At 59.4% G+C, this 20284-nt stretch carries 10 protein-coding genes; 4 read left to right on the forward strand and 6 right to left on the reverse strand.

Annotation, left to right across the window (positions count from 1 at the left end):
• Position 1 precedes the first annotated feature (1 nt).
• A complete protein-coding gene (locus HWN72_RS09970) occupies positions 2-1426 on the forward strand; it encodes a conjugal transfer protein TraH (protein ID WP_211150210.1) in 1425 nt (474 codons plus the stop codon).
• 39 nt (positions 1427-1465) lie between these two features.
• Complete coding sequence (locus HWN72_RS09975) at positions 1466-4168, forward strand: conjugal transfer protein TraG N-terminal domain-containing protein (RefSeq protein WP_211150199.1); 2703 nt, start codon at positions 1466-1468, stop codon at positions 4166-4168.
• A gap of 4 nt (positions 4169-4172) precedes the next feature.
• Here HWN72_RS09975 and HWN72_RS09980 read toward each other — a convergent pair whose 3' ends face one another.
• From HWN72_RS09980 to HWN72_RS10005, 6 genes are all read right to left on the reverse strand, one after another.
• Positions 4173-4403 (reverse strand): hypothetical protein, encoded by a 231-nt coding sequence (locus tag HWN72_RS09980; RefSeq protein ID WP_211150200.1) that lies wholly within the window; start codon positions 4401-4403, stop codon positions 4173-4175.
• 97 nt (positions 4404-4500) lie between these two features.
• On the reverse strand, positions 4501-7794 hold the full coding sequence (locus tag HWN72_RS09985; protein ID WP_211150201.1) for a DUF499 domain-containing protein: 3294 nt from the start codon (positions 7792-7794) through the stop codon (positions 4501-4503).
• A gap of 13 nt (positions 7795-7807) precedes the next feature.
• Entirely contained in the window at positions 7808-10654 is a 2847-nt protein-coding gene (locus tag HWN72_RS09990) for a DUF1156 domain-containing protein (protein WP_211150202.1), read from the reverse strand.
• A complete protein-coding gene (locus HWN72_RS09995; RefSeq protein WP_211150203.1) occupies positions 10638-14882 on the reverse strand; it encodes a sacsin N-terminal ATP-binding-like domain-containing protein in 4245 nt (1414 codons plus the stop codon). Before HWN72_RS09995 ends, HWN72_RS09990 begins: the two co-directional genes overlap by 17 nt.
• Positions 14879-18388 (reverse strand): helicase-related protein, encoded by a 3510-nt coding sequence (locus HWN72_RS10000; RefSeq protein ID WP_211150204.1) that lies wholly within the window; start codon positions 18386-18388, stop codon positions 14879-14881. Before HWN72_RS10000 ends, HWN72_RS09995 begins: the two co-directional genes overlap by 4 nt.
• A gap of 22 nt (positions 18389-18410) precedes the next feature.
• Positions 18411-19274, reverse strand: a complete 864-nt coding sequence (locus HWN72_RS10005; protein ID WP_211150205.1) for a WYL domain-containing protein — start codon at positions 19272-19274, stop codon at positions 18411-18413.
• 106 nt (positions 19275-19380) lie between these two features.
• Between HWN72_RS10005 and HWN72_RS10010 the strand changes: the two genes are divergently transcribed.
• Entirely contained in the window at positions 19381-19617 is a 237-nt protein-coding gene (locus HWN72_RS10010) for a DUF2188 domain-containing protein (RefSeq protein WP_211150206.1), read from the forward strand.
• A 44-nt stretch (positions 19618-19661) separates the two neighbouring features.
• The gene (locus tag HWN72_RS10015) at positions 19662-20222 is read left to right on the forward strand and encodes a hypothetical protein (RefSeq protein WP_211150207.1); all 561 of its coding nucleotides are present in this window, start codon (positions 19662-19664) and stop codon (positions 20220-20222) included.
• Positions 20223-20284: the final 62 nt, after the last annotated feature.

Raw genomic sequence — 20284 nt, forward strand, 5'->3', positions numbered from 1 at the left:
GATGAAACGTGCCGTCGCCGCGATCCTCGCGGCTACCCTCCCCCTTTCCAGCGCATCGGCCGATGTCGGCAGTTCAATGGACTCGTTCCTCAACGATGTCGGCGGCGCCGCCAACGTCAACGGGCCGACCGCGTTCGAGGGTCAGTCGGCAGGCTATTACAGCCTCGGCAACGTCTGGACGCGCTTCCCGCAGAAGACGACCAACATCGCCAATCTGCAGCTGCCGCGCGCCCGTGCGGGCTGCGGCGGCATCGATATCTTCGCCGGATCCTTCAGCTTCATCAACGCGAGCGAGATCGTCGCGATGCTGAAGGCTGTCGCTAACAATGCGGTCGGATTCGCTTTCAGCCTGGCGATCGACACGGTCTGCCCGGAATGCTCGAAGATCATGCAGGAGTTCAGCCAGAAGGCTCAGCTCATGAACAACCTCAACATCAACTCCTGCGAAATGGCGCAGGGGCTGGTGGGCGGCATCTGGCCCAAGGGCGATCTGGCCGACAAGGCGATCTGTGAGGCGATCGGCAATTCGGAAGGCATCTTCACCGACTATGCTGCCGCCAAGCACGGGTGCGGCACCAAGGGCCAGCGGTCGAGCACGACGGCGCAGGGCTCGGGCAAATATGACGACGTCAATCCCGCTGTCGCGAGAAACTACACCTGGACGATCCTCAAGAAGTCCGCGTTCTTCTCCCCGAATGGCACCTTCGACGAGGAACTCGCCGAATATGCAATGACGCTGTTGGGCACGATCATCTATGTCCCGCCAAAGGACGACGAGCCGGGCAAGTTCGTGCCGATTGTCGGGGAGGCGTCCTCGACGCTGGTCACCTCTCTGCTCGATGGGACGAGCAACGGAAACGTCCTGATCTTCGACTGTGACGAGCCGGACAAGTGCCTCGATCCCGGCTTCAAGTCGCTCAGCCTTCCCGCATCCAAGGCGCTGCGCCCGCGCGTTGCGGCCCTGATTGTTGGTATGATCCAGGCAATCCATGACGACACCGCGATCACCGACGCGCAAAAGGAGCTGCTCCAGGTTGCTTCGATCCCGCTTTACAAGATTCTGACGGTCCAGGCGGCCTATGGCCGCGGGATGCCAACCGACGATCGCGAGACGCTGGCGGAGATCGCCAGTGTCGACCTGCTGTTCGCGGTCCTCGACCGGATCGTCAGCGAGGCGGGCCGCTCGATGTCGAGCTTCATCGGCGCGGACGAAGCCAAGATCGCGATGTGGCAGGGCCAGGTGAATGTCGTCCGGCAGGCACTCGCCGACAGGCAGGCGAACACGCATCTGAAGGTCAACGCCATCATGCAGATCATCGAGAAAACCGCGTTCATCGAGAACGTGCTCGCTGCCTCGATGTCGCCCGGCATGGCCGCCTCGCTCGACTGGTCGCGCGGCGTGCAGTCGCGCGCCCTTACCCACTGATCCCCTTCAGCGCGCCGAAAGCGGCGGGAGCCCAGCATCATGGTCGAGATTTTTACGGTTGGCGGCGGCGACTACCTGGTCAATGTCTTTCAGGCGGTCGCCGCCTGGACGGGCAATGGGGGCTACAAGAGCCTTCTGCAGGTCGTCATGGTCATGGGGCTTGGCCTCTCCGCCATTACGCTGGCGTTCAATCAGGACTGGCGGGCCTGGATCAACTGGTTCCTTGGCGCGACGCTGATCTATTCGTGCCTGATGGTGCCGCGGCTCGACGTCCATGTGACCGACCGGCTCAACCCTAGTCTTGCTCCGGCCAATGTGAGCAATGTGCCACTGGGGCTTGCGCTGATGGCGAGCTTCACGAGCCAGGTCGGCGACTATCTGACGGGTTCGGCCGAGGTGGTGTTCGGGCTGCCGGGTGATCTCAACTACTCGAAGAACGGCATGATTTACGGCGCACGGCTCTACGATGCCACGCGCTCCTTGCGCATTTCCGACCCGGAATTTGCCGCCAATCTCGACGAGCACTTCCGGCAATGCGTCTTCTACGACGTGCTGCTTGGCCGCTATTCAATGAAGGAGCTCGCCGAAACCAGCGACATCTGGACGACCATTGCACCCGGCAGTCAGGCGCGGGCCCAGCGCTTCCTGACCCGCGACACCGGGACCGGTCAGGTGACTTCGAATATCATCACCTGCCGCGAAGCCTATTATGCGCTGAACGCGCAGTGGGCCGGACTGGTCGACGGCATGGGTACGGTTTTCGGGCGCCAGCTCTATCCCAACCAGACCGCCGCCCTGGCCAAGGCCAAGCTCTTTGCTGACTTGCCAGTGGCCTACCAGTACCTCACCGGGGTCTCGGCCAATGCGACCGAGATCTTCAAGCAGACACTGACGATCAACGCGATGAGCCAGGCCATGCATTCGATGGCGGCAACGAGCGGCGCGGGCAACGTCGACGTCTACGCCCAGACGCGCGCCGATATCCAGACCGAACGGACCTATGGCTCGATTGCCAGTAACGCGATGAAGTGGGTGCCGCTCCTCAATGTCGTGCTGACCGTGCTTTTCTACGCCCTGTTTCCTGTTCTCTTCCCCCTGTTCCTGCTGCCCAAGACCGGGCCGCTGGCACTCAAAGGCTATGTGACGGGCTTCTTCTACCTGGCGGCATGGGGACCGCTGTTCGTAATCCTGCATATGATGCTGATGTACAAAGGCGCCGCGGACATGAGCGCGGTGGCCGGTGGCAATGGTCTCAGTCTCGCGAGTTTCACCGGCATGACCGATGTGAACAGCGATATCGGGCTTTTGGCAGGCTATCTCATCGCCTCGGTGCCATTTCTGGCCGGCGGCGTCGCCAAGGGCGCCATGGCGATTTCGCACCATGCGACAAGCTATCTCAATCCGAGCCAGAACGCGGCCGAGGAAGCGGCGCGCGAGGCAAGCACGGGCAACGTCTCGCTGGGCAATACAAGCTTTGAGAATTCGAGCGTTCTGACGCGCCAGTTCGCACAAGGGACAATCGCGCCAAGCTTCACCTATGGCGCGGCGCAGACCCGGACATTCAGCGATACGGGCTCGATGACGACGAGTTTCCCCGAAGCCAGCTATGACCAGCTTCCCAACTCAAGCTATCCCTTCACCCCCAGCCTCGGCCAGGAGTTCACCTCGCGCCTGTCGACGATGGCATCGCAGGCCCGCTCGAACAGCGAGAGCTATGCGAACATTGCGACGGAATCGACCACCAGCGCGGTCACGAAGTTCCGGGAGCTGCGCAGCCAATTCAGCCGCGGATCGGCTTTCGAGAGCGCCACCGGCACATCCAACTCCGATAGCATCCAGACCGCCTTCAGCGAGGTCGACCAGGCGTCCACCAACCTGCAGCGTCAGTTCGGCCTATCACGAAGGGCCGCTGACGACATTACTGTTGCCTGGTTCCTTAACGGCGAGGCCGGCGCCAGCGCTGGTGTGACGAATGGTGTGGCTTCCGCGAATATCGGAGCGAAGGGTGGGCGAAACCAATCGTGGACTGACAGCGACATCGGCATCGCATCCGAAGACCGCTCACGCATCTTCGGGAGCCTCGCGCAGATGTCGGACAGTCGGAACTGGTCGAGCACGCGCGATGGATTTGTTCGCAGCGTCAGCACCTCGTCGAGTTCCTCGATTTCGTCGACCGCGAGTGGCATGAACGCTTCGCTGACCGAGGCCCAGAGTTACAGTCGCGAAGCACGGCGGGCTGAGGAACTGGCGAACCGCCTCGAAAGCCAGGCATCGTTCTTTGAAGGTAACAGCGCCGCAGGCAGCCTAAACTTGTCACAGGCCTACCGCGAATGGGGTTTGGTCGAAATTGAACGCAATCGCGACTTCTACGGCAATGTCCGCTTCGACGACCTGTCCTTCCAGCTCAGCCCGGAAGGTCAGGCGCTGCAGGGCAAATTCATCGAAAGCTACGCGGAACAGCTGCGCGACGGAATCGAGGACAGGCTCGTACTGACGCCAGGACAGCCAATCTCGCGCCCTTCGGTGACAGGACCCGGATCTATCCGTGGTCGTGCCCAAATTGGTGGAGGGGGTTCAGGAACCGTGCCGCAGGTGGACCCGGGCAATGTTCACGACGAAGTGCTGCGCGCTCAGGATGCCGGTCGCGAGCGGATCCGTGGATCCAGAGGACGTCTGGACGAGGTTACCAAAGGAGCGCATGGAGCAAGCGCGGAAGCAGCCGATGACGTCAAGGAATGGTAAAGTTTCAGCCCTTCAAGACATCCCAGTAGAGGACAAAGGAGGCGAAAATCGCGAGAACTAGAAATACCGCGATTGTGAGTTTCCGTCCCCAAGAATCGGCCCAAGACTTCTTGATCCGATACTCCATCAGACGATTGTCATGGATCGCCTGATCGATCTCAGACAGCCCTTCCCACTTGCGGGGTCCGCGCGTCTCTGCATTCTCAATGTCGAAATTCGTCATGATGGCGTTCATCTCATTGCTCCTTGGAACATAGCAGAAACAGAGCCGGGGGACAGGAAATTCTGCCCCCCGGCTGCAAGCGACATCTCTCCTCAAAACCTCCGAAAGCCTATTCGACCGACTTGTCGAGGAAGCCGAGTGTGGTGGCATTTTCGATCAGCGTTCTAACCTTGGCTCGATCCAAGCCGGAGGGAACATCGGCATCGATCTCAAGCCGCAACTTTACCGAGCATCCGGGAAGCGTGGTCAGCTGTTCGACGATGGCTTCGACAACCTGATGTATATCACGCGCGGGTCGGTCGGGAGAGATGAGCACGGAACCACTGAAACGCGTTGGCTTGCGTTCGGGCTGCGGTGTCGGAGTTGGGCCGCCGACCGGAGGTTCTTCGCCGGGTTTTTCAGGCTCGCCCGAGCCGGGCTCACCAATGGGATCGGGGGTTGCTGGCTTTGGCCTATGGCCCTCGGCAACATCCGGTTTGACGATGAGGCTGTCGCTGTCGATTACGACGACAGCGTTCGAAGCGCGTTCGATGGCAAGTCCCAGATATGTCCCTGAGCTATCGTCCCACCGCTCAGCATAGGCGAATGGCCCTGGAAGCATGCCGCTGACTGCCGCGTACACCGTCTTGATCAGAACCTCCGGGTTCTTGAGGCGTGGCAGATAGACGTAGCGACTGAGATACTCGCGGAGGTCTCGCAGCGAGAGGTGAGGCTTGCCATTCCAGATGTACTTCTGGAGATCTCGATCGAGACGCGTGGGCCCAAGCTCGGTGAGCAACCCCTCCTCGGCGACGAGCTTCTTGCTGGCCCTGGCCAGAAGACCGTCTTGAGCCGGTATTTTCCCCGACACCCACTCGACGTCTGCTTGAGCGCTCTCTTGAGCAGGATAATGCAAGTAGCACCACGCCTCTTTCAGGCGGGTTTTCACCGTCTCATTGGCTTCTGTCAGTTTGGCCTTGGCGAGCGCACTGTCACTCTGAGTGAGGTTCAGGCGCTCGATGTCTCGAACGATCTCGGACCAAGCCAGCGCCGACCGGACAGCGTCCTTGAGGTTATCCAACTGTCTTGAGTCAGCCGCGATGAACACCAGCATATTGCGGTAGACGCGCGGGATGCTGCCACGCTGCATCAAGATGTCCTTGGCCTCGACCAAGGCTTCCGAACCATCGCGCCCATGATGGGGGTGCGCAACACCCAGCACGACCGCGCGGACGCCGCCGGCTTCATCTGGTACTTCAGCTGAGCTCGCAGGAGCGACCTGGACAGCGTCGAAATGGCCGCGATCAGCAAGCCCATTTACGTACTTGCCCAGTTCCGCATCGATCGTGACGTCGACCAAAGCCGCCTCAATCTGCGCGGCCTTGTCCGTGGCGATACGATTGAGGCTCGCCGCCATCGAGTACCAGTACCGGCCAAGGTCCGAATGCATGAATTTGGCCTGATTTGTCAGTCGCCGGAGCGCGTCCCCAAAAATGGCCGGCCGCTCGCCAGGTTGGACAACGCCGAGATTGATCTGCTTGTCGTCGAGACCGGTGTTCTGTTGCTGATGCGTCGGCGCAGTTCCCATAAAAATCGCGCGCGCCACGCGGCGCGTCGCCGAGTAGCGGTTGAGGTTGGGAGCTGATTGATCGACCTTATACGGCGTAGACGCAGTGCCATCGACGTCACCGGCAATGATCGATTGCCAGCTGACATCCAGATAATGGAGAAGCTCAGGCTCCACGCGCGGCGAACTGACCGCAACGCTGCCAGGCATAATCATGACAGAGGGGTCGCCGCTCATCCACAGTTCGTGAATGGCCTGCGCCATCAAGCGAAGCACGCCGCGGGTGCGCTGAAACTTCTCGAGCGAGCCCCAGCAAGTGTAAAGTTGGTCGAACAGTTCGGGGTGGATCGGGTAGGCCTTTTCCAGCTTACGCCGATAGTCCTCGTCGGCGCATCCCTGGGGGAAGTCATTGGCATTCTCGCGGTACAGCTTGGCGAATTGCTTGAGGGTGTTGTCGCGGTGGTGGAACCGGTCGCCCGGTATCTCCTTGAAGAGCCGCCGGCGGACGATCTCGTAGCTCTCCTCCTGGCTGGCGGGGCGCCAAGAAGACTCCACACGGCTGAACGTCTGCTTCAGCCGCGCCAGCGCCTCTTGACCGCCTTCGCCGCCCACCTCGATCTGAGATGCGGGAAGGGATGCAACCAAAAGCGTGCCGGGACTGGCTTTCACAGCCTCGGTCAATGACTGTACAAAAGACAAGTTTGCGTCGAACGAGCCCGAGGGAAGCCCCTCCACTTTGTATATCTGCCGCAGGTAGGCGACCCATTCGTCGATCAGAATGAGGCACGGCGCGTACTTCTTGAATATCGCTTCAAGCAGGTTTGACCCGGGTGCGATCCCATTGGCATCGTTCTCGGCGATCAGGTCAAAGGCTTCGGCCCCGCCCAGCTGCCATGCTAACTCGCCCCATGTCGTCCGGATCTTACGGCCGCCATCTGCGTTGAGCACGTCCTGCGGCCCGCGCGAAGTACCGACCAGCACCGCTCGGTTGACGCCCTTGGGGACAGTGAGTCCGTGCTGATCCAGCAGTTGATCTAGTCCTGAGAGATCCTGGACAGGCGTAGATCCCGCCATATGGTACAGCGCCAGCATCGAGTGCGTCTTGCCACCACCAAAATTGGTTTGCAGTTCGACGACGGGATCGCCACCCGAACCGGTCAGGCGCTTAGCGGCGCCGACCAGCAGTGTGCTCAAGCCCTCGGTGAGATAGGTTCGGCTGAAAAACTGCCGTGGATCCCGGTACTCGGGAGGCGCGCTCCCCGAATGAACCTTGGCCAGGTCTGCGGCAAATTCGGCTTGCTGAAATTCACCAGTGGCGACGTCCTGATGCGGCTCCACCACCTCGCGCCACGGGAGCAAACCAGCTACCGTTTCGACCGAAATTTCCAGTCGCTGTGTCTTGCGGCGTTCCTCGTTGCGTTGAAGCTCGGAAAACTTTGTCCGCAGGATAGTATCGCGCATTTTGCCGAGCTGATCTGCCACTTCGCCCGCACTGATCGCTTCCATCAAGCGACGCATGGAATCAAGGGCGCGCTCGGCGTCATCGTAAGTGAAGGTCTCATTGTGCGAGAGCTTGTTGCGCACGTCGAGCAGCTCAGAGACGTAGGATCGTTCGGGATGGCCTAGGACAGTAGCAAAGGCATCCTTCCAGAAGGCCATCATGGTCTTGAGCAGACCCTGCTGGTCCCAACCGACTTCGCCGGCGGAATTTGGCCGCAACCCCTGAATGCGCTGGACTACCTCTAGCTGCCAATGGCCCTTGATGGAGCTTTCCAGACGCTTCTCGACGAACGGTATAAGCGCCGAGGGGAGCAATTCCATGCCTTCGAAAACATACTGCCGCGTGCTTTTCGCCACGTCGAAATTCCCCTCAAATGTCCATATTCATCTGGCGATTGCCACTGGTGTCGTGGATAGCTGCCGCCTGTCGCGACAGTTCAGCCCAATCCGCGATCAAGGCGTTGTAAGACGTAGCCTCCTTCGCATCCTTCCGCTTGTTGGCGCTGATGTCGTAGAGGCAATAGGCGAGATCTTTCACGGCGTCGGCATGGGTGTTGATCTTTTTGAGCAGAACGACAGTGTAATGAGAAATGCCGTCCTTCTCATGTTGCCTGACCAGATGCTGGAGACACTCCCATACAGTCAGGTGATGGTCGTCTTCCGGGTCCCAATCCTCATCGAGTTCGTCACGCGCGAGGATGCGCACCTTGCCGGCGGCGCTTTCGACGATCCCGGCGTGCTTGACGCTTTCGACCGAGATGCCGCGCGCCGTTGCTATGCTGTTGGCCGTGCCATATTCGCCGGTCTTCAACCCATTCTGCTCGAACCAGGTGATGGCAAACCGAGTTTCAGCATCAAACTCGCCTTGAATGCCGCCCAGATATTCGTCGAGTTCCTTGTTTATAAGCTGAAGCGCAGTTTTCACGCTCATCGGATTGTCGTCCGACTCCAGGACAGCCTTGTAACGCGAGAACACGCCCATGCCGGGTCCGATAGCTGATTGTGGCATATCCGCCGGCGCGATGTTGGCAGCCTGCAGCTCGGAAATCGCCGGTGGCAGTTCACGTTTCAACGCGCGGATAAACTCGGCGCGGGTAACGACCTCTGCCGTGTTCGCCTTCTTCCGGCACACCAAGACGACCGAATTGGCAAGAGCGTTCGTGCCAGAAGCAATCATCCGGCTCGCCATCTCCGTTCTAACCGGCCAAGTGCCTACAACAGAATAACCGGCTTCGATCACTGCCTGAAGAAAGGTCGCCCAGCCGGTCGAACTAATACCCTCTTGCGATACTTCACTTTGCTTGAAAGCATAGTAAATCGTCGCCGGAAATTTATCAGATGACTTCAAAGCCATATTGCGGATAGCAGAACGCATTCCTTCTAAGAAAAACACTTCGGCCGACCCCTTACCTTCATGGCGGTAGGGAGTTGCAACAAGCTCCTCTGTCTTCGGAGTAGCCAAGAGACCAAAAATATCTGGAAAAATCTTTCTCAGTGATGGCCGCAGCCAACAAAAAAAGAAGTCCGATAAATCCGAATATCCGATGTTGTCATAATATGGTGGGTCGCTCGAAATCACGGCGCCATCTGGAAGATCGACCGTCTGTGCATCGTGCTGCACGATTGACCCAGGTGGAGCTTGGGGCGGAAAATATTGAATAGGAGTTGCGAGCGTCTTCAAAACCGTCTCAAGCGCGCCCACCGACGAACTAAAGAAATTTACCTCCGCGAAATCCCAGGTCATCGGTAGCGACTGTCGTCCGAATGTCACACGGACCGTTGCCACTCGGGCTGATCGTCCTGATGCCGATTTGTTGGATGCAGGTCCAGCATCCCAAGTGCAAATAGTCGACCCTTTGTCGGCCAATTTGGAAATGAGAAACGACAGATAGAGGCTGATGGCCTCAGAGTAAGCCTTTGCGGCCGTTCCGCCGTTTCGCAGTTCAACACCATCAGCCGACAAGCCCGATGCAATGGCGTCCTCTTCTGCCTTCAGTCGGGCTTCTTCAACCAAATCCGAAAAGGCATTGAGAGCCACCAATTGCCGGTCTGTAAAAAGACTTCCAAATGTAGTCAGCCCGTAGTCGATCGTCCAAAAATTCCGCGGATCGGCAGGCAATGCAGTTTCTGGCTTCCAGCTTGGCTTTGTGGAAAATGCTATCGCCTCATGGTCAGCCGAAGCATCGACGAAATATCTCCCGCCTTTCCCCTCAGCCACTATAGCGATCAGAGCTTGCCCCATCCTACCTGCACGTCCAGTTTCTTTCACGTATTCAGGGGTAATTGCCGTCCCAGACAGGACGCATATGAAATTCGCACCACGTCCAGATTTCGTGCCTTCCTTAGCTTTAGCTAATTCGTCAACCGTTCCACCGTGCCTGACTTTGTAGGCTATGGTCTTCGCAGCTTTGTCGACTACGGGCTCGATCCAAGCCTCTTTCCCTTTCATAGGTGTGAGCAGGAAACTCGATGCAATCGGCACCGGTACTCCCGCAAAGGCAGGGTCGGGGCTCGGAACGGTCCTCGCCCAAATCCAGGCAACGACGGTCGCTTTCCCGCCACCTAGTTGCCTAGGCAGATCCACCTGCGGGTAAAGATGTCCAATACGCTCCCACGCCTTCTCGCGCATCCACTCGCCATAGTATTTGACATCCTCGGCAAGACCCTCAGCGTTGCGATAGAACTGACTATCCTTCGCGCCTGGGTGGATCGGCTTCCGGTCTTTGAACTTGGGTGGAATCTCGATCATCGCCTTGCCGATCATCACCGCGACCGGGTTCAAGTCAGACCCATATGCAGGCAGACCAAGGCGCTGCGCCTCCAAGGGGATCGACCCGCCGCCCGAGAACGGATCATAGACCGGCGGTAACTCGCCCTCGCAGCTCTTGCGGATTTCAGTGCGTGCGCGCTCCAGCACTTCCTCGTTGGTGGAGTTCTCCCACTTCACCAATTCCTCGATGATGCCGAACAAGCGCTTGCGCTCGACCTCCTGCGCTTCTGGCGTGGGGAAGTTTTCGAGATCGCTCGACGGGTCATCGACAAGCTGCGCGAACAGCACTGCGCGGCACGCCGCCAGTGGTCGTCGCGCCCACCACAAATGCAGCGTGGATGGGTGCCCATGCCGGATCGACTTTTCGCGTGCGGAGGCGGCGTTGATCGCTTCGAGCGGGATCGCAACCTCGATCAGCTTCTTTTTGAGATTAGGTGTCGAGGTCATAAACCAGCCTATAAGTCGCAGGATGAATGGTGATCTCACCGCCTTCGCGCATCGCGCACAGGCGTGTTCCCGTCATTTCAACGGGCTCGCCGTCCGGGGTCGTGAGGATGAAGGAATAGTCGGCCGGGCGTTGGTCGAGCAGCCCCCAGACGTCGGCCTCGATCTGTAGAGGCTCAAGCTCAAGGCAGTGTTCCTTGGGGTAATAATGGCAGAGGACTTCGCCAGAAGAAGACCGGCATTCCCAAGGAAATCTGCTTCCGTTCGCGCGACCGATCCAGCTACCGTCGGAGTGGAAGAAGCGATCGGCTCCATCGGCCTTGTAACCCTTGGCACATGCAAATCGCGCAATGACACTCGGCCGCGCCGGTCTAGGCGTCGGACGCGGCTTGACCGGGATGTCAGGAGGCAGGATTTCAGGTTCGGCTGGCCGAGCCGTATCCTCGGGCGGCGTCACAGGTTCGTCGTCCGCGTCGTAAGTGAACACGTCATCGGTTTCGATATCGTCGGCGTCGGAGGACTCAGGGTTTGGAGGCTGCGCCGGATCTTCCGCATCGGCAATTGCTCCATGCTGATCCGCATATTCGTGGACTTGCTCGCCGGGAGCGGGCGCCTCAACTCGCTCCGGCCCAAGTGAGAAGTTCTCTTCGAGGTAGGCCTGGATGTCCTCCGGCGACCGCTCAAAGGCATAGGCGAGCGCGGCCTGGATATCGGAGCTGAGCGACTTGCCAATCTCCTCCGGTACGCGCTTTGCCAGCTTGGCCTTGGAGAGCGGCGTAACGAACAGCGTGCCGTCATGCCAAAGGATGTCGGTCAGCCTAGCCGTGCCGGCTGGAACGCCGTCCAAGTAGGGGATCACCTCGAGCTTGGGCGCGGCAGCCCAGGTCGTCCGTTCGATCGCCATGGCGACATGCCGCACACGCTCGGTTTCACCAGCATCGGCAAGTTCGATACGGCCAAGCTGCCTGCCGAACGCCGTCAACCAGGCGCGACGCTCCTGGGGGCCCCCGAGCAATGATGGTTGATTGAACCGCTCTTCGACGAAGTGGGAGAGTGCCGGAAGCGCCGCGAACGGCGGTGTTTGCATCACATCCCCTGCCAATCTCTGGCAATCTGCGGTCTTGCGCTTGACCCAGTCATGGAGGTGGCTCCACTTGATCAGCCCCTGGAGACTAAAGGCGTATTCAAGCGTACCCACCGGCGCCCACTCGCCAAGCAGGTTCATCCAGTGCCCGCACTCCTGCCATATCCGGATGGGATATTTGACGATCAGCGCCCGTACTCGCCGAGCTTCATCTGCCGCGAGCGTTGAGTCGGATTCGAGCGAGTTCAACCATTCCAGGGCGATATCCGCCGAAGGGCGATCCGCCACGCCGACCCGGCGCCAAAGACTGAGATCGCCGACCGAAGCCCGAATGATCGCGGCTCCCGGCACATCCTCCTCGTCCGCATGAAGAAAGACTGTAGATGCCGTGACCCACGAGCCGTCGTGCGCCAGGATGAGCTTTTCGGATTGGAAGGCATCCCTGACGCTTTGGGCGTCCGCGGTCGAGCAGCCATCCAACATCCCGTCGAGGCGCCGATACCATTTTTCAACTTCAAGGACCGGAGCGCGTTGCGCACCGGCAAGCGCCCGTAGTCGCTTGAGCAATTGTTCCGGACCGCTCGGCGTTTTCCGAACGCCCAAGAGGTCCAATAGCGGGCGCGTTGCTTCCCGATCCAGAATGCCCTGAACGAAGGGTTCGACGTCAATGAAGGACTCGGTTTCCGATGTTCGACGGAGCAGGTCGGCGGGAATGTGCGGCGTGTTGCGCGTATCGGGTAGGCAGGGCTTTTCGCGAAGCTTTAGTATCCAGCCCGCAGCAAGCGTGTCCCAACTGACCGCGCGCCGCGAACCGGTGGTGGCGATCTGAACGATGCGGGCGCCGGATGCCCTGGACCAATAGGTTTCGCGCTGGGCAAATATTCGCGCCGCGACTTTTGTCCAGAATGACGGATCGCTTGCAGCCTCAGCCTCCCAATGCCGCCAGTAGTCCGCTCCATAATCCCAGTCTTCGATCTCGAAGCTGTCGGTCACATAATGATATGACAGGGCGGCCTTTTGACCGCGTGACTTTGCTTCCGCGACTATCCGCGACCGGCCGTAGATTGAGATTCTCTTCGAAGCCAAAGGCGCAAAAGTCTGCAGGCCCGAGCGACCCGAGCCTACCCACCGCAACCACTCATCCCGCGAGCATGACGTGAAGCTCGCCGAGTAGTCCTGATGGAGAAGCTGGGTTTCCTGCACGGCCTTGGGAAGCAAGGCATCAAGGGTCCCATCCTCGTCGAAAAGGATCGTGCTGTTGGTTCCGCGCAGCTTCCGATCGGCAGCCGCATATCGAAACGCGGCCCCAGGGGTTGCGTTCAGCTTTGCTGCGATCTGGGCGAGGCGTACACAGTCTGCCATCTTTGGCTGGCCGGATGAAAAATAGGCATCCGCAACAAGTTCGATGACCGAGTTGACGTCGCTCGTATCATTCAAGCCGATCTCTTCGAGGACATCTAGCGCCGCTTGAGCCGGATCCTTTCGCTGGTCCTTGGCACCCGCTTTCTCCCGCCGCTGATCGGCCAAAAAGCGGGTCCAATTCTGGTTCAAAACAATCAGGTGCTCGGAAAGGAAGGACCAATCGTCATCGGACTGAAGCAGCTTTTTCTCGCCGAGGCGCACGACCTCGGCCGCAGAATACAGGACGTCCTGACCTTGAACAGGCACGATGCGGAGCGCGGATGGATCGCTGCAATCGTACCCTGTTACCTCGGGCGCGATATAGGCCCAGAGATTGAGCAAGTGCCGCCAGGTCGCCGGCCTAGGCAAATGAACCTCGGACAAACGCTCCAGCAGATCGTCCTTGGTAAACTCCTCGACGAAACCCCAGTTCTTGAGCTTTGTCCGATTGCCCGCCGAGACATGCCGCAGGAACGCCGGCCGGCCAGTTTCATCCAGCAAAGCCATTGCCTGCTCGGCTGGCCAGACCTCAAAAACAGCGGGCGGCATGATGATCGCCGCTTTGCCGGAAACGAGCTTTCCCTCGTCCGTGAGAAGGATCGGCTTGTCCTTGATCGCAGCATCAAAGGCCAACTCGGTGATAGCCGCACACATGCCTTCAAGGTCACTCGCCTTCCGGTCCACGTCAGGAAGGAGACCATATGCGATCGCTCGATCCTGGAGGCCGACGGAGGAGTCCCCGATCCACCGCTCCATCGCCTGCGCGGCGAGCTGCCCGGCACGCTCCAGAAGCCAACGGTTGGTCGGCGAAATTGCCGGATCCTTGATCTTGAGCCGGGCCGGGTCCTGAATGAATGGCGCATTGCAGGCGAATGGCAGTTTGGTTTCCACGCCTGTGGGAAGGACAACGTACAATCTGCCCTTGGCGCCCAGAACGATCTCAACGCGGCATGGCGGAAATTCGCCACTGTCCTCCACGCCCAGCATGCGCTCCTGACGGATCTCTTCCAAAGCCTCTGTCGGAAAGGCCTCTTCATTCGAACGGACGAGAAGAAACGGGTCCTCCGCCTTCTCGTCGAGCGCCATCCATTCGCTCTGTTCGACCGGTCCAGCGCCGAGGCTCTGCCAGTGGACGGATTGATCTCCGATCCGCAGCTTTCGGATATTCCTGAAAAACAGGAGTGACACCGGGCTCTTGAGCCATTCGGCCAGGTTCTTTTCGACCTCTTGGCGGCGAAGGTCGCTTGAAATCGCCACCTCGACCTTGGTTGTGCCCGAAGTGAGCGATTTTCCGGGCATCCAGTGAGGTTGAGTGAACCGGCTCCGATCAAACTCGATGGCGAGAGTGGGTGTCAGAAGTTCAACGCGATCACCCAGGCTGAATGTGCTCTTGAAGCCAATCCCACGGAATCCGATGGTGTGAAGTGCGCGCTTGTTCGAGTAGCCGAAGCGACAGATCGATGCGAAATGCGCCTCAATGAAATCCTCCCCATTGTGCTCGAACACGAAGCGGCCGTCTTCGATTGAGACATGCGCCTCGCTTGCGCCAGCGTCATCGGCGTTCTGGAGGAGTTCCGACAGAATATGGCGCGGACTTTGGACCTGTTTGAAAAGCTGGTGCCATGGTCCAGCGAGTTCCGGATCGGCTTCCAACTGGTCCCAGCGGGCAGAAGCGCGCGCCCTGATCCCCTCAAAATAAGGCGGAGGCATGCTCGCGCTTTTGGTCGGCTTTGCGCTTGAACTCATCGGGGCGCCTCCGACCGCTCCAGTAGTCGGGCGAGGTGGAACTGAACTGCGGTTTCAAGGAATGACGGCTCCCGATCGACGAGAGGACCACGAACATAGCGAGGCTCGTTCCCCACGCCCTCAGCGACCGCGACGATTGCCAGGATGAACTTGTCCGGTTCATGCAGGGAGGTGATGATCTCTTGGCGTGTAACCATCACCGAGTTCGCTCCATCGATCCGACCCTTGACCTCGATGAAGCGCATGTGCCCTGATTCTGGATCGTAAGATTCGATATCGTAGCCAAGCTTTTTGGCGGAGAGGTCGACAGGCCGGTTTCCCAGCCCCTTCTCGGCGGCAATGACCGCTGCCATTGCTGCCATTTCGATCTGACGGCGTGCAGCCGGATCGACTGCAAACTGATCAGGAATCCCATCAGTCGACGTTTGGCGCGCCGCCAGCAGTCCACTCGGGATGACCACCATTCCCCCGCGCACGCGGGGCGGTTGCGAGGAAATGAAGCGTTCCTTTTCGAGCTGGTCCATGCGGCGCTTCTGACGTTCGGCGAGGTCCTCAGCGCGACGCTGTGCGTTCTGCCAGTTCAGGCGCGTCTTCTTGCCTGCCTTTTCCTCTTCCTTGAGTTCGAACGCCCGGGAGTCCCAGTAATTGATTTCCTTCTTGAGCCGCGCCCGAACTTCCTGCTCGACCTTGTCGATCTCGGGAATCCGCCGCGCCTTCACTTCGGCGACATGTCCCTGCGCGAGTTCGACCGTGGCGAAGCGGATCGCGGCCTTCTCGAGTTCGCTGGTGAGCCAATCTTCCTCGAGAAGATCGCGGACCGACCCGACTTCATCGCTCGTCGCTGGCCGAAGATTAAGGTGAGGCGCAATCCCTGCGTTTACCGTCTTGCCAGATTTGTCGATCGCAGCAAACTGAAGCCGCTGGGAAATCACATGCGGCTTTCCAAGGCTTGTGAGCCGCCCGTCCTGGATCGTATGCTCCAGCAGGAAGATGGCGGACAGGCTATCTCCCCCATCGGTGTCATCCACCAATATCGCTCCCTGACGCATGATCTGCTCATACTGTTCGCGGACGAGGCTGATCACCGCTTCCAGGAGCGGGTGTCCGGGGCAGACGAAGGCCGCAACGGGCTGCTGGTTGATCTTGTCCTTCTCGAAACAGATGCGTTCGTACTGCTTCTGGATCGGAGCGCCTGTCCCGATCTGGCGGTCTCTTTCGCGTATGCGAACCGGAACGTGCGTGATCTCCCAACGCCCCTCCTCTCGCCGCTTGATCCGGCCGCCTAGATGCTCGAACGCCTCGACGAAGAAGCTCTGAATGTGATGGGGTTGAAGCCGCAGCGCCTCGGCGCGCTCCATTTCGAGGCGGAGTTCTTCAACGGCGGCAGCGGGCATCGTGTCGTTGGTCAACGCCCGTCGACGCAACAATTCGAGGAGATGAGCCTGATCGACGGCGCCATCGACTTGCTGGAAAAGACGGGCTTTGACGTCATCCTGCTCGCCATACTGGATGGCTTCGAACAGGAGATCCTTGAGCGCGGTTCCCTCGAACAGTTCGCCCAGAACATCATAGACCCGGCCGCCCAAGGCTTCGCGTGCCGCTTCGAGCTTTTCCAGAAGCCGGGCGTAGACTTCACCTTCGCGCGTGTCGGCCGCTACAAGGTTCCAGAGGTGACAGACTTCGGTCTGGCCGATGCGATGGATACGACCGAAGCGTTGTTCGATCTTGTTCGGATTCCAGGGCAGATCGTAGTTAACCATCAAATGCCCGCGCTGAAGGTTCACACCTTCGCCCGCAGCATCGTTTGCAATCAGGACCACCAGGTCCTTATCCTGCATGAAGCGCTCGACCACCTTGCGGCGCTCCTCCCGCGAAACGCCTCCATGGATCACATCGACCGCCTCGGGATTGCCGAGACGCGCGCGAACCTTGTCCAGGAGATAGTGAAGGGTGTCCTTGGGCTCGGTGAAGATGATGAGCTTGCGCCGATTGCCCGCGGCATCGACCATCAGTTCATCGTCGAGGATCCGATTCAGTTGGCTCCATTTGGTGTCGACGCCAGAGCGCAGAACACCCAGCGCCATGGATTCAAGTCCCTTGAGAGTCTCGACCTCAAGAGCGAGCTGCTCGACCGTTTCTGCAGTGGTTGCTCCGGTCGAAATCAGGTCTTCAAGTTCGTCGATCTCCTCCTGCCCGTACTCCTCGATGTTCCCGAGCATATCGACGTTGACCGTCGGCTCGCCTATGCCCGAACGGCGCCCTTTTGCAGCGAGGCGGGCCTCGCCCAGCTCATTTTCAAGCCGTTCCTTGCGCCGTTTGAGTGACTGGTAGATCGCGGCTGGCGAGGATGCGAGACGCCTCTGAAGGATCTGTAGAGCGAACCCGACATTGTTGCGCTTCTTTCCGTCACCTTCGGCGAACCGCTTCACACGGTTCATCTCGGTCCGGACATACTCGGTGACCGCCGTATAGAGGGCCGCCTCGCCGTCGGACAATTCGTACTTGACGGTTCGGGCACGACGCTCCGGAAAAAGCGGGCGCCCATCGAATTTGAGCAACTCCTCCTTCGTCAGACGCCGCATCATGTCAGCGGTATCGGCATAATGGACGCCATCGCGGAACCGGCCTTCAAAGCGGTCGCCATCGAGCAGCGCCATGAACAGCTGGAAATCCTCCTCCTTGCCGTTGTGCGGCGTGGCAGACATGAGCAGCAGGTGCCGGCAGACCTGGCCGAGCTTCTGCCCCACTTGATAGCGCCGCGTGTATTTGACTTCGCCGCCGAAGTAGGTCGCGGACATGCGATGGGCTTCATCGCAGATGATGAGGTCCCACTCTTGGGCGCTCATGAGCTTTTCCTGGAGCTCTTCGTTGCGTGCGAGGACGTCGAGGCGGACGATCAATCGATCGCGGTCGCTGAAGGGATTGCCCGACCGAGACGTCTCGATCATGTCGCGACTGAGAATGTCGAATTCGAGATTGAATTTCTGGCCCAGTTCGTCCTGCCATTGCTCGACGAGACTTCCCGGCGCGACCACCAGGCAACGCTCGAGGTCGCTGCGCGCAATCAGCTCCTTCATGAGCAGGCCCGCCATGATGGTCTTGCCCGCACCCGGATCGTCGGCGAGGAGAAACCGCAGTGGCTGGCGCGGCAGCATTTCGGCATAGACTGCGGAAATTTGATGCGGGAGGGGATCGACCAGACTCGTGTGAATAGCGAGATAGGGATCGAAGTAGTGCGCCAGCTTGATCCGGTTGGCCTCGGTCACCAAGCGCAGAAGAGCGCCATCAGCATCGAACGACCAAGGCCGCCCACCTTGCTCGACCTCCAGGCGATGTTCGTCGTCCCGATAGAGAACGGCCTCGGCAACGATTCCATTGTGGTCACGGAAAACGACATTGATCGCCTGATCGCCGATCCAGTCGATGGACAGAACCTGCGCAGCTTGGTTCGACGCAATTCCGCGCACCGATGCACCGTTCTTGATGTCCTCAAGCTTGGCCGCCATCAATCAGTCCTCCGCCCAAGCGTCATAGTTGAAACTCCGCCTTTTCCAGCGCGGCTTCAGTCTCTTTGCGATTTATAGTCACGATATGCTGAGTGCGGGCGCTCAATTTCGACGCATCCCCTAGCAAACCCAGACGCTTCAGAACATAAAACAGCATGGCATAGCGAACGGACAAGTGGCCGCTACCTTGCTCAAACCCATAGTCCTTTGCGACGACCTTTTTCTGGCTTTCGGTCAGGTCGGGATGCGGCCCGATTATCACGTCGAAATAGTTGTTCCAGAGCCAATCCTGCTCACCGCCAGCACCAGGCTCACCTTCGTTACGAACCTCTAGAATCCGGGGAAGAAGGAAGTCCTTGAAGCGCTCCTCAAGGTGACAATAGGCGCGCGTATGCCAACGGAAGCCGTCGAAGCCAAAGGCATGGGGGGTAATCCGACGCCAGGTTGGGTCCGGCCGCCGTGAATTCATGGATTGGTAAAAGACCTCGATCGACGTGCGCTCGCGGACGGCATCCAGCGTCCTGCGCAAAACCTCGATGCTAATGTCCCGCTTGGGTGTCATCGCGACATCGGCTGCAGGCAGAGTCGCGATCCAGGATTCCACCGGCGGGATCGCGCCTTCGGTCACTGAACGCAGCTGGGACAGGTAGGCGTAGGGATCGGGATCCATGAACCGAAGCGTGAACCGCTTCGCCGCGACATAACGCTTGCCCCGCTTGTCATACTCCATGTTTCCAGGCGCCCGCTCCTGATAGAGCGTCAGATCCTTTGATGCTTGCGGAACGGAAACCCCGAAAAACTCGGTCAGGTCGGCGCGATTGATCGCCCCCTCCCAAAACAGGCGGAATTCGATGAATTCAAGCCGCTGCTCGACACCCCAGCGCATTTCCACCTCTCAATACGAATATAAACTATACCCACTTGACATAATAGTCAGTATAGTTCCTATATGCATCTGCCATTCAGCAGTCAACGCGAAAGGAAGGCATTCCATGGCAGACAGGTACGTCACCAAGCATCCCGACGGCTGGGCGGTAAAGGCCCCGAATGCGGATCGCGCCAGCAGTGTGCACAAGACGCAGCGGGCAGCCGAACAGGCTGCCAAGCAGACTGTGGCCAATCTTGGCGGAGGAGAAGTCCGGATTCAGGGTCGTGACGGTCGCTGGCGCGACTCCGACACCGTAGCGCCGGGCAACGACCCCAATCCCCCCAAGGACCAGAAACACTGATGGCCGGCACGGGGGAACCGGCATTCAACATGAGGTAACGACGGATGGCGTCGCGCAAGCAGCAGACCGTGAATGGACAGGCGGGGCTTTTCGACGACGAAGTCCGCTTGCTCATCCCCCAGCGGCTGGCTGTGGAAGGCAAGGTTCTCGGCAGCCCGGTGCGCCAACTGGAGGTTCCTGCATCTCTCGAAACCTGTCGCTTGCGTCCCTTCGCTGTTCGCCGTGTGAACGGATACGAGACGACCCTGTCTTCCGGGGAAACGCTCAAGATCATCAGCAACAAGACGTCCACCGAGCTGGAGGCAGATCTGGTCTTGCTGGTGCCCGAGGCGGCCGAGCCCAAGGCAATTGTGGATGCGCTGGAAGCGGGCCAGGGTCGCTGGATAAACATCACGCCGACCAATATCGCCGCGCTCGATCGGAATGCACGCAACGAGCGATTGGCCGCGGTTTCACGTTCATGGCAAGATGCATTCCATCTGCGCGAGGGAAAGCCCGCCACGAACGATAATCCAGCTCAACATGGGCTTCGCAGGCCGCAAGTGGGCGCTCTGCACGCGGCACTGGCTCATTCAACGCGTTCGACCACCCCTCCACGATTGTGATGCCCACGGGCACTGGCAAGACGGAAACCATGCTGGCCCTCAATGCACATCAGCAGTTCAGT

The organism is Novosphingobium sp. HR1a (genome assembly GCF_015594425.1).
GTDB classification, from domain to species: Bacteria; Pseudomonadota; Alphaproteobacteria; order Sphingomonadales; family Sphingomonadaceae; genus Novosphingobium; species Novosphingobium resinovorum_A.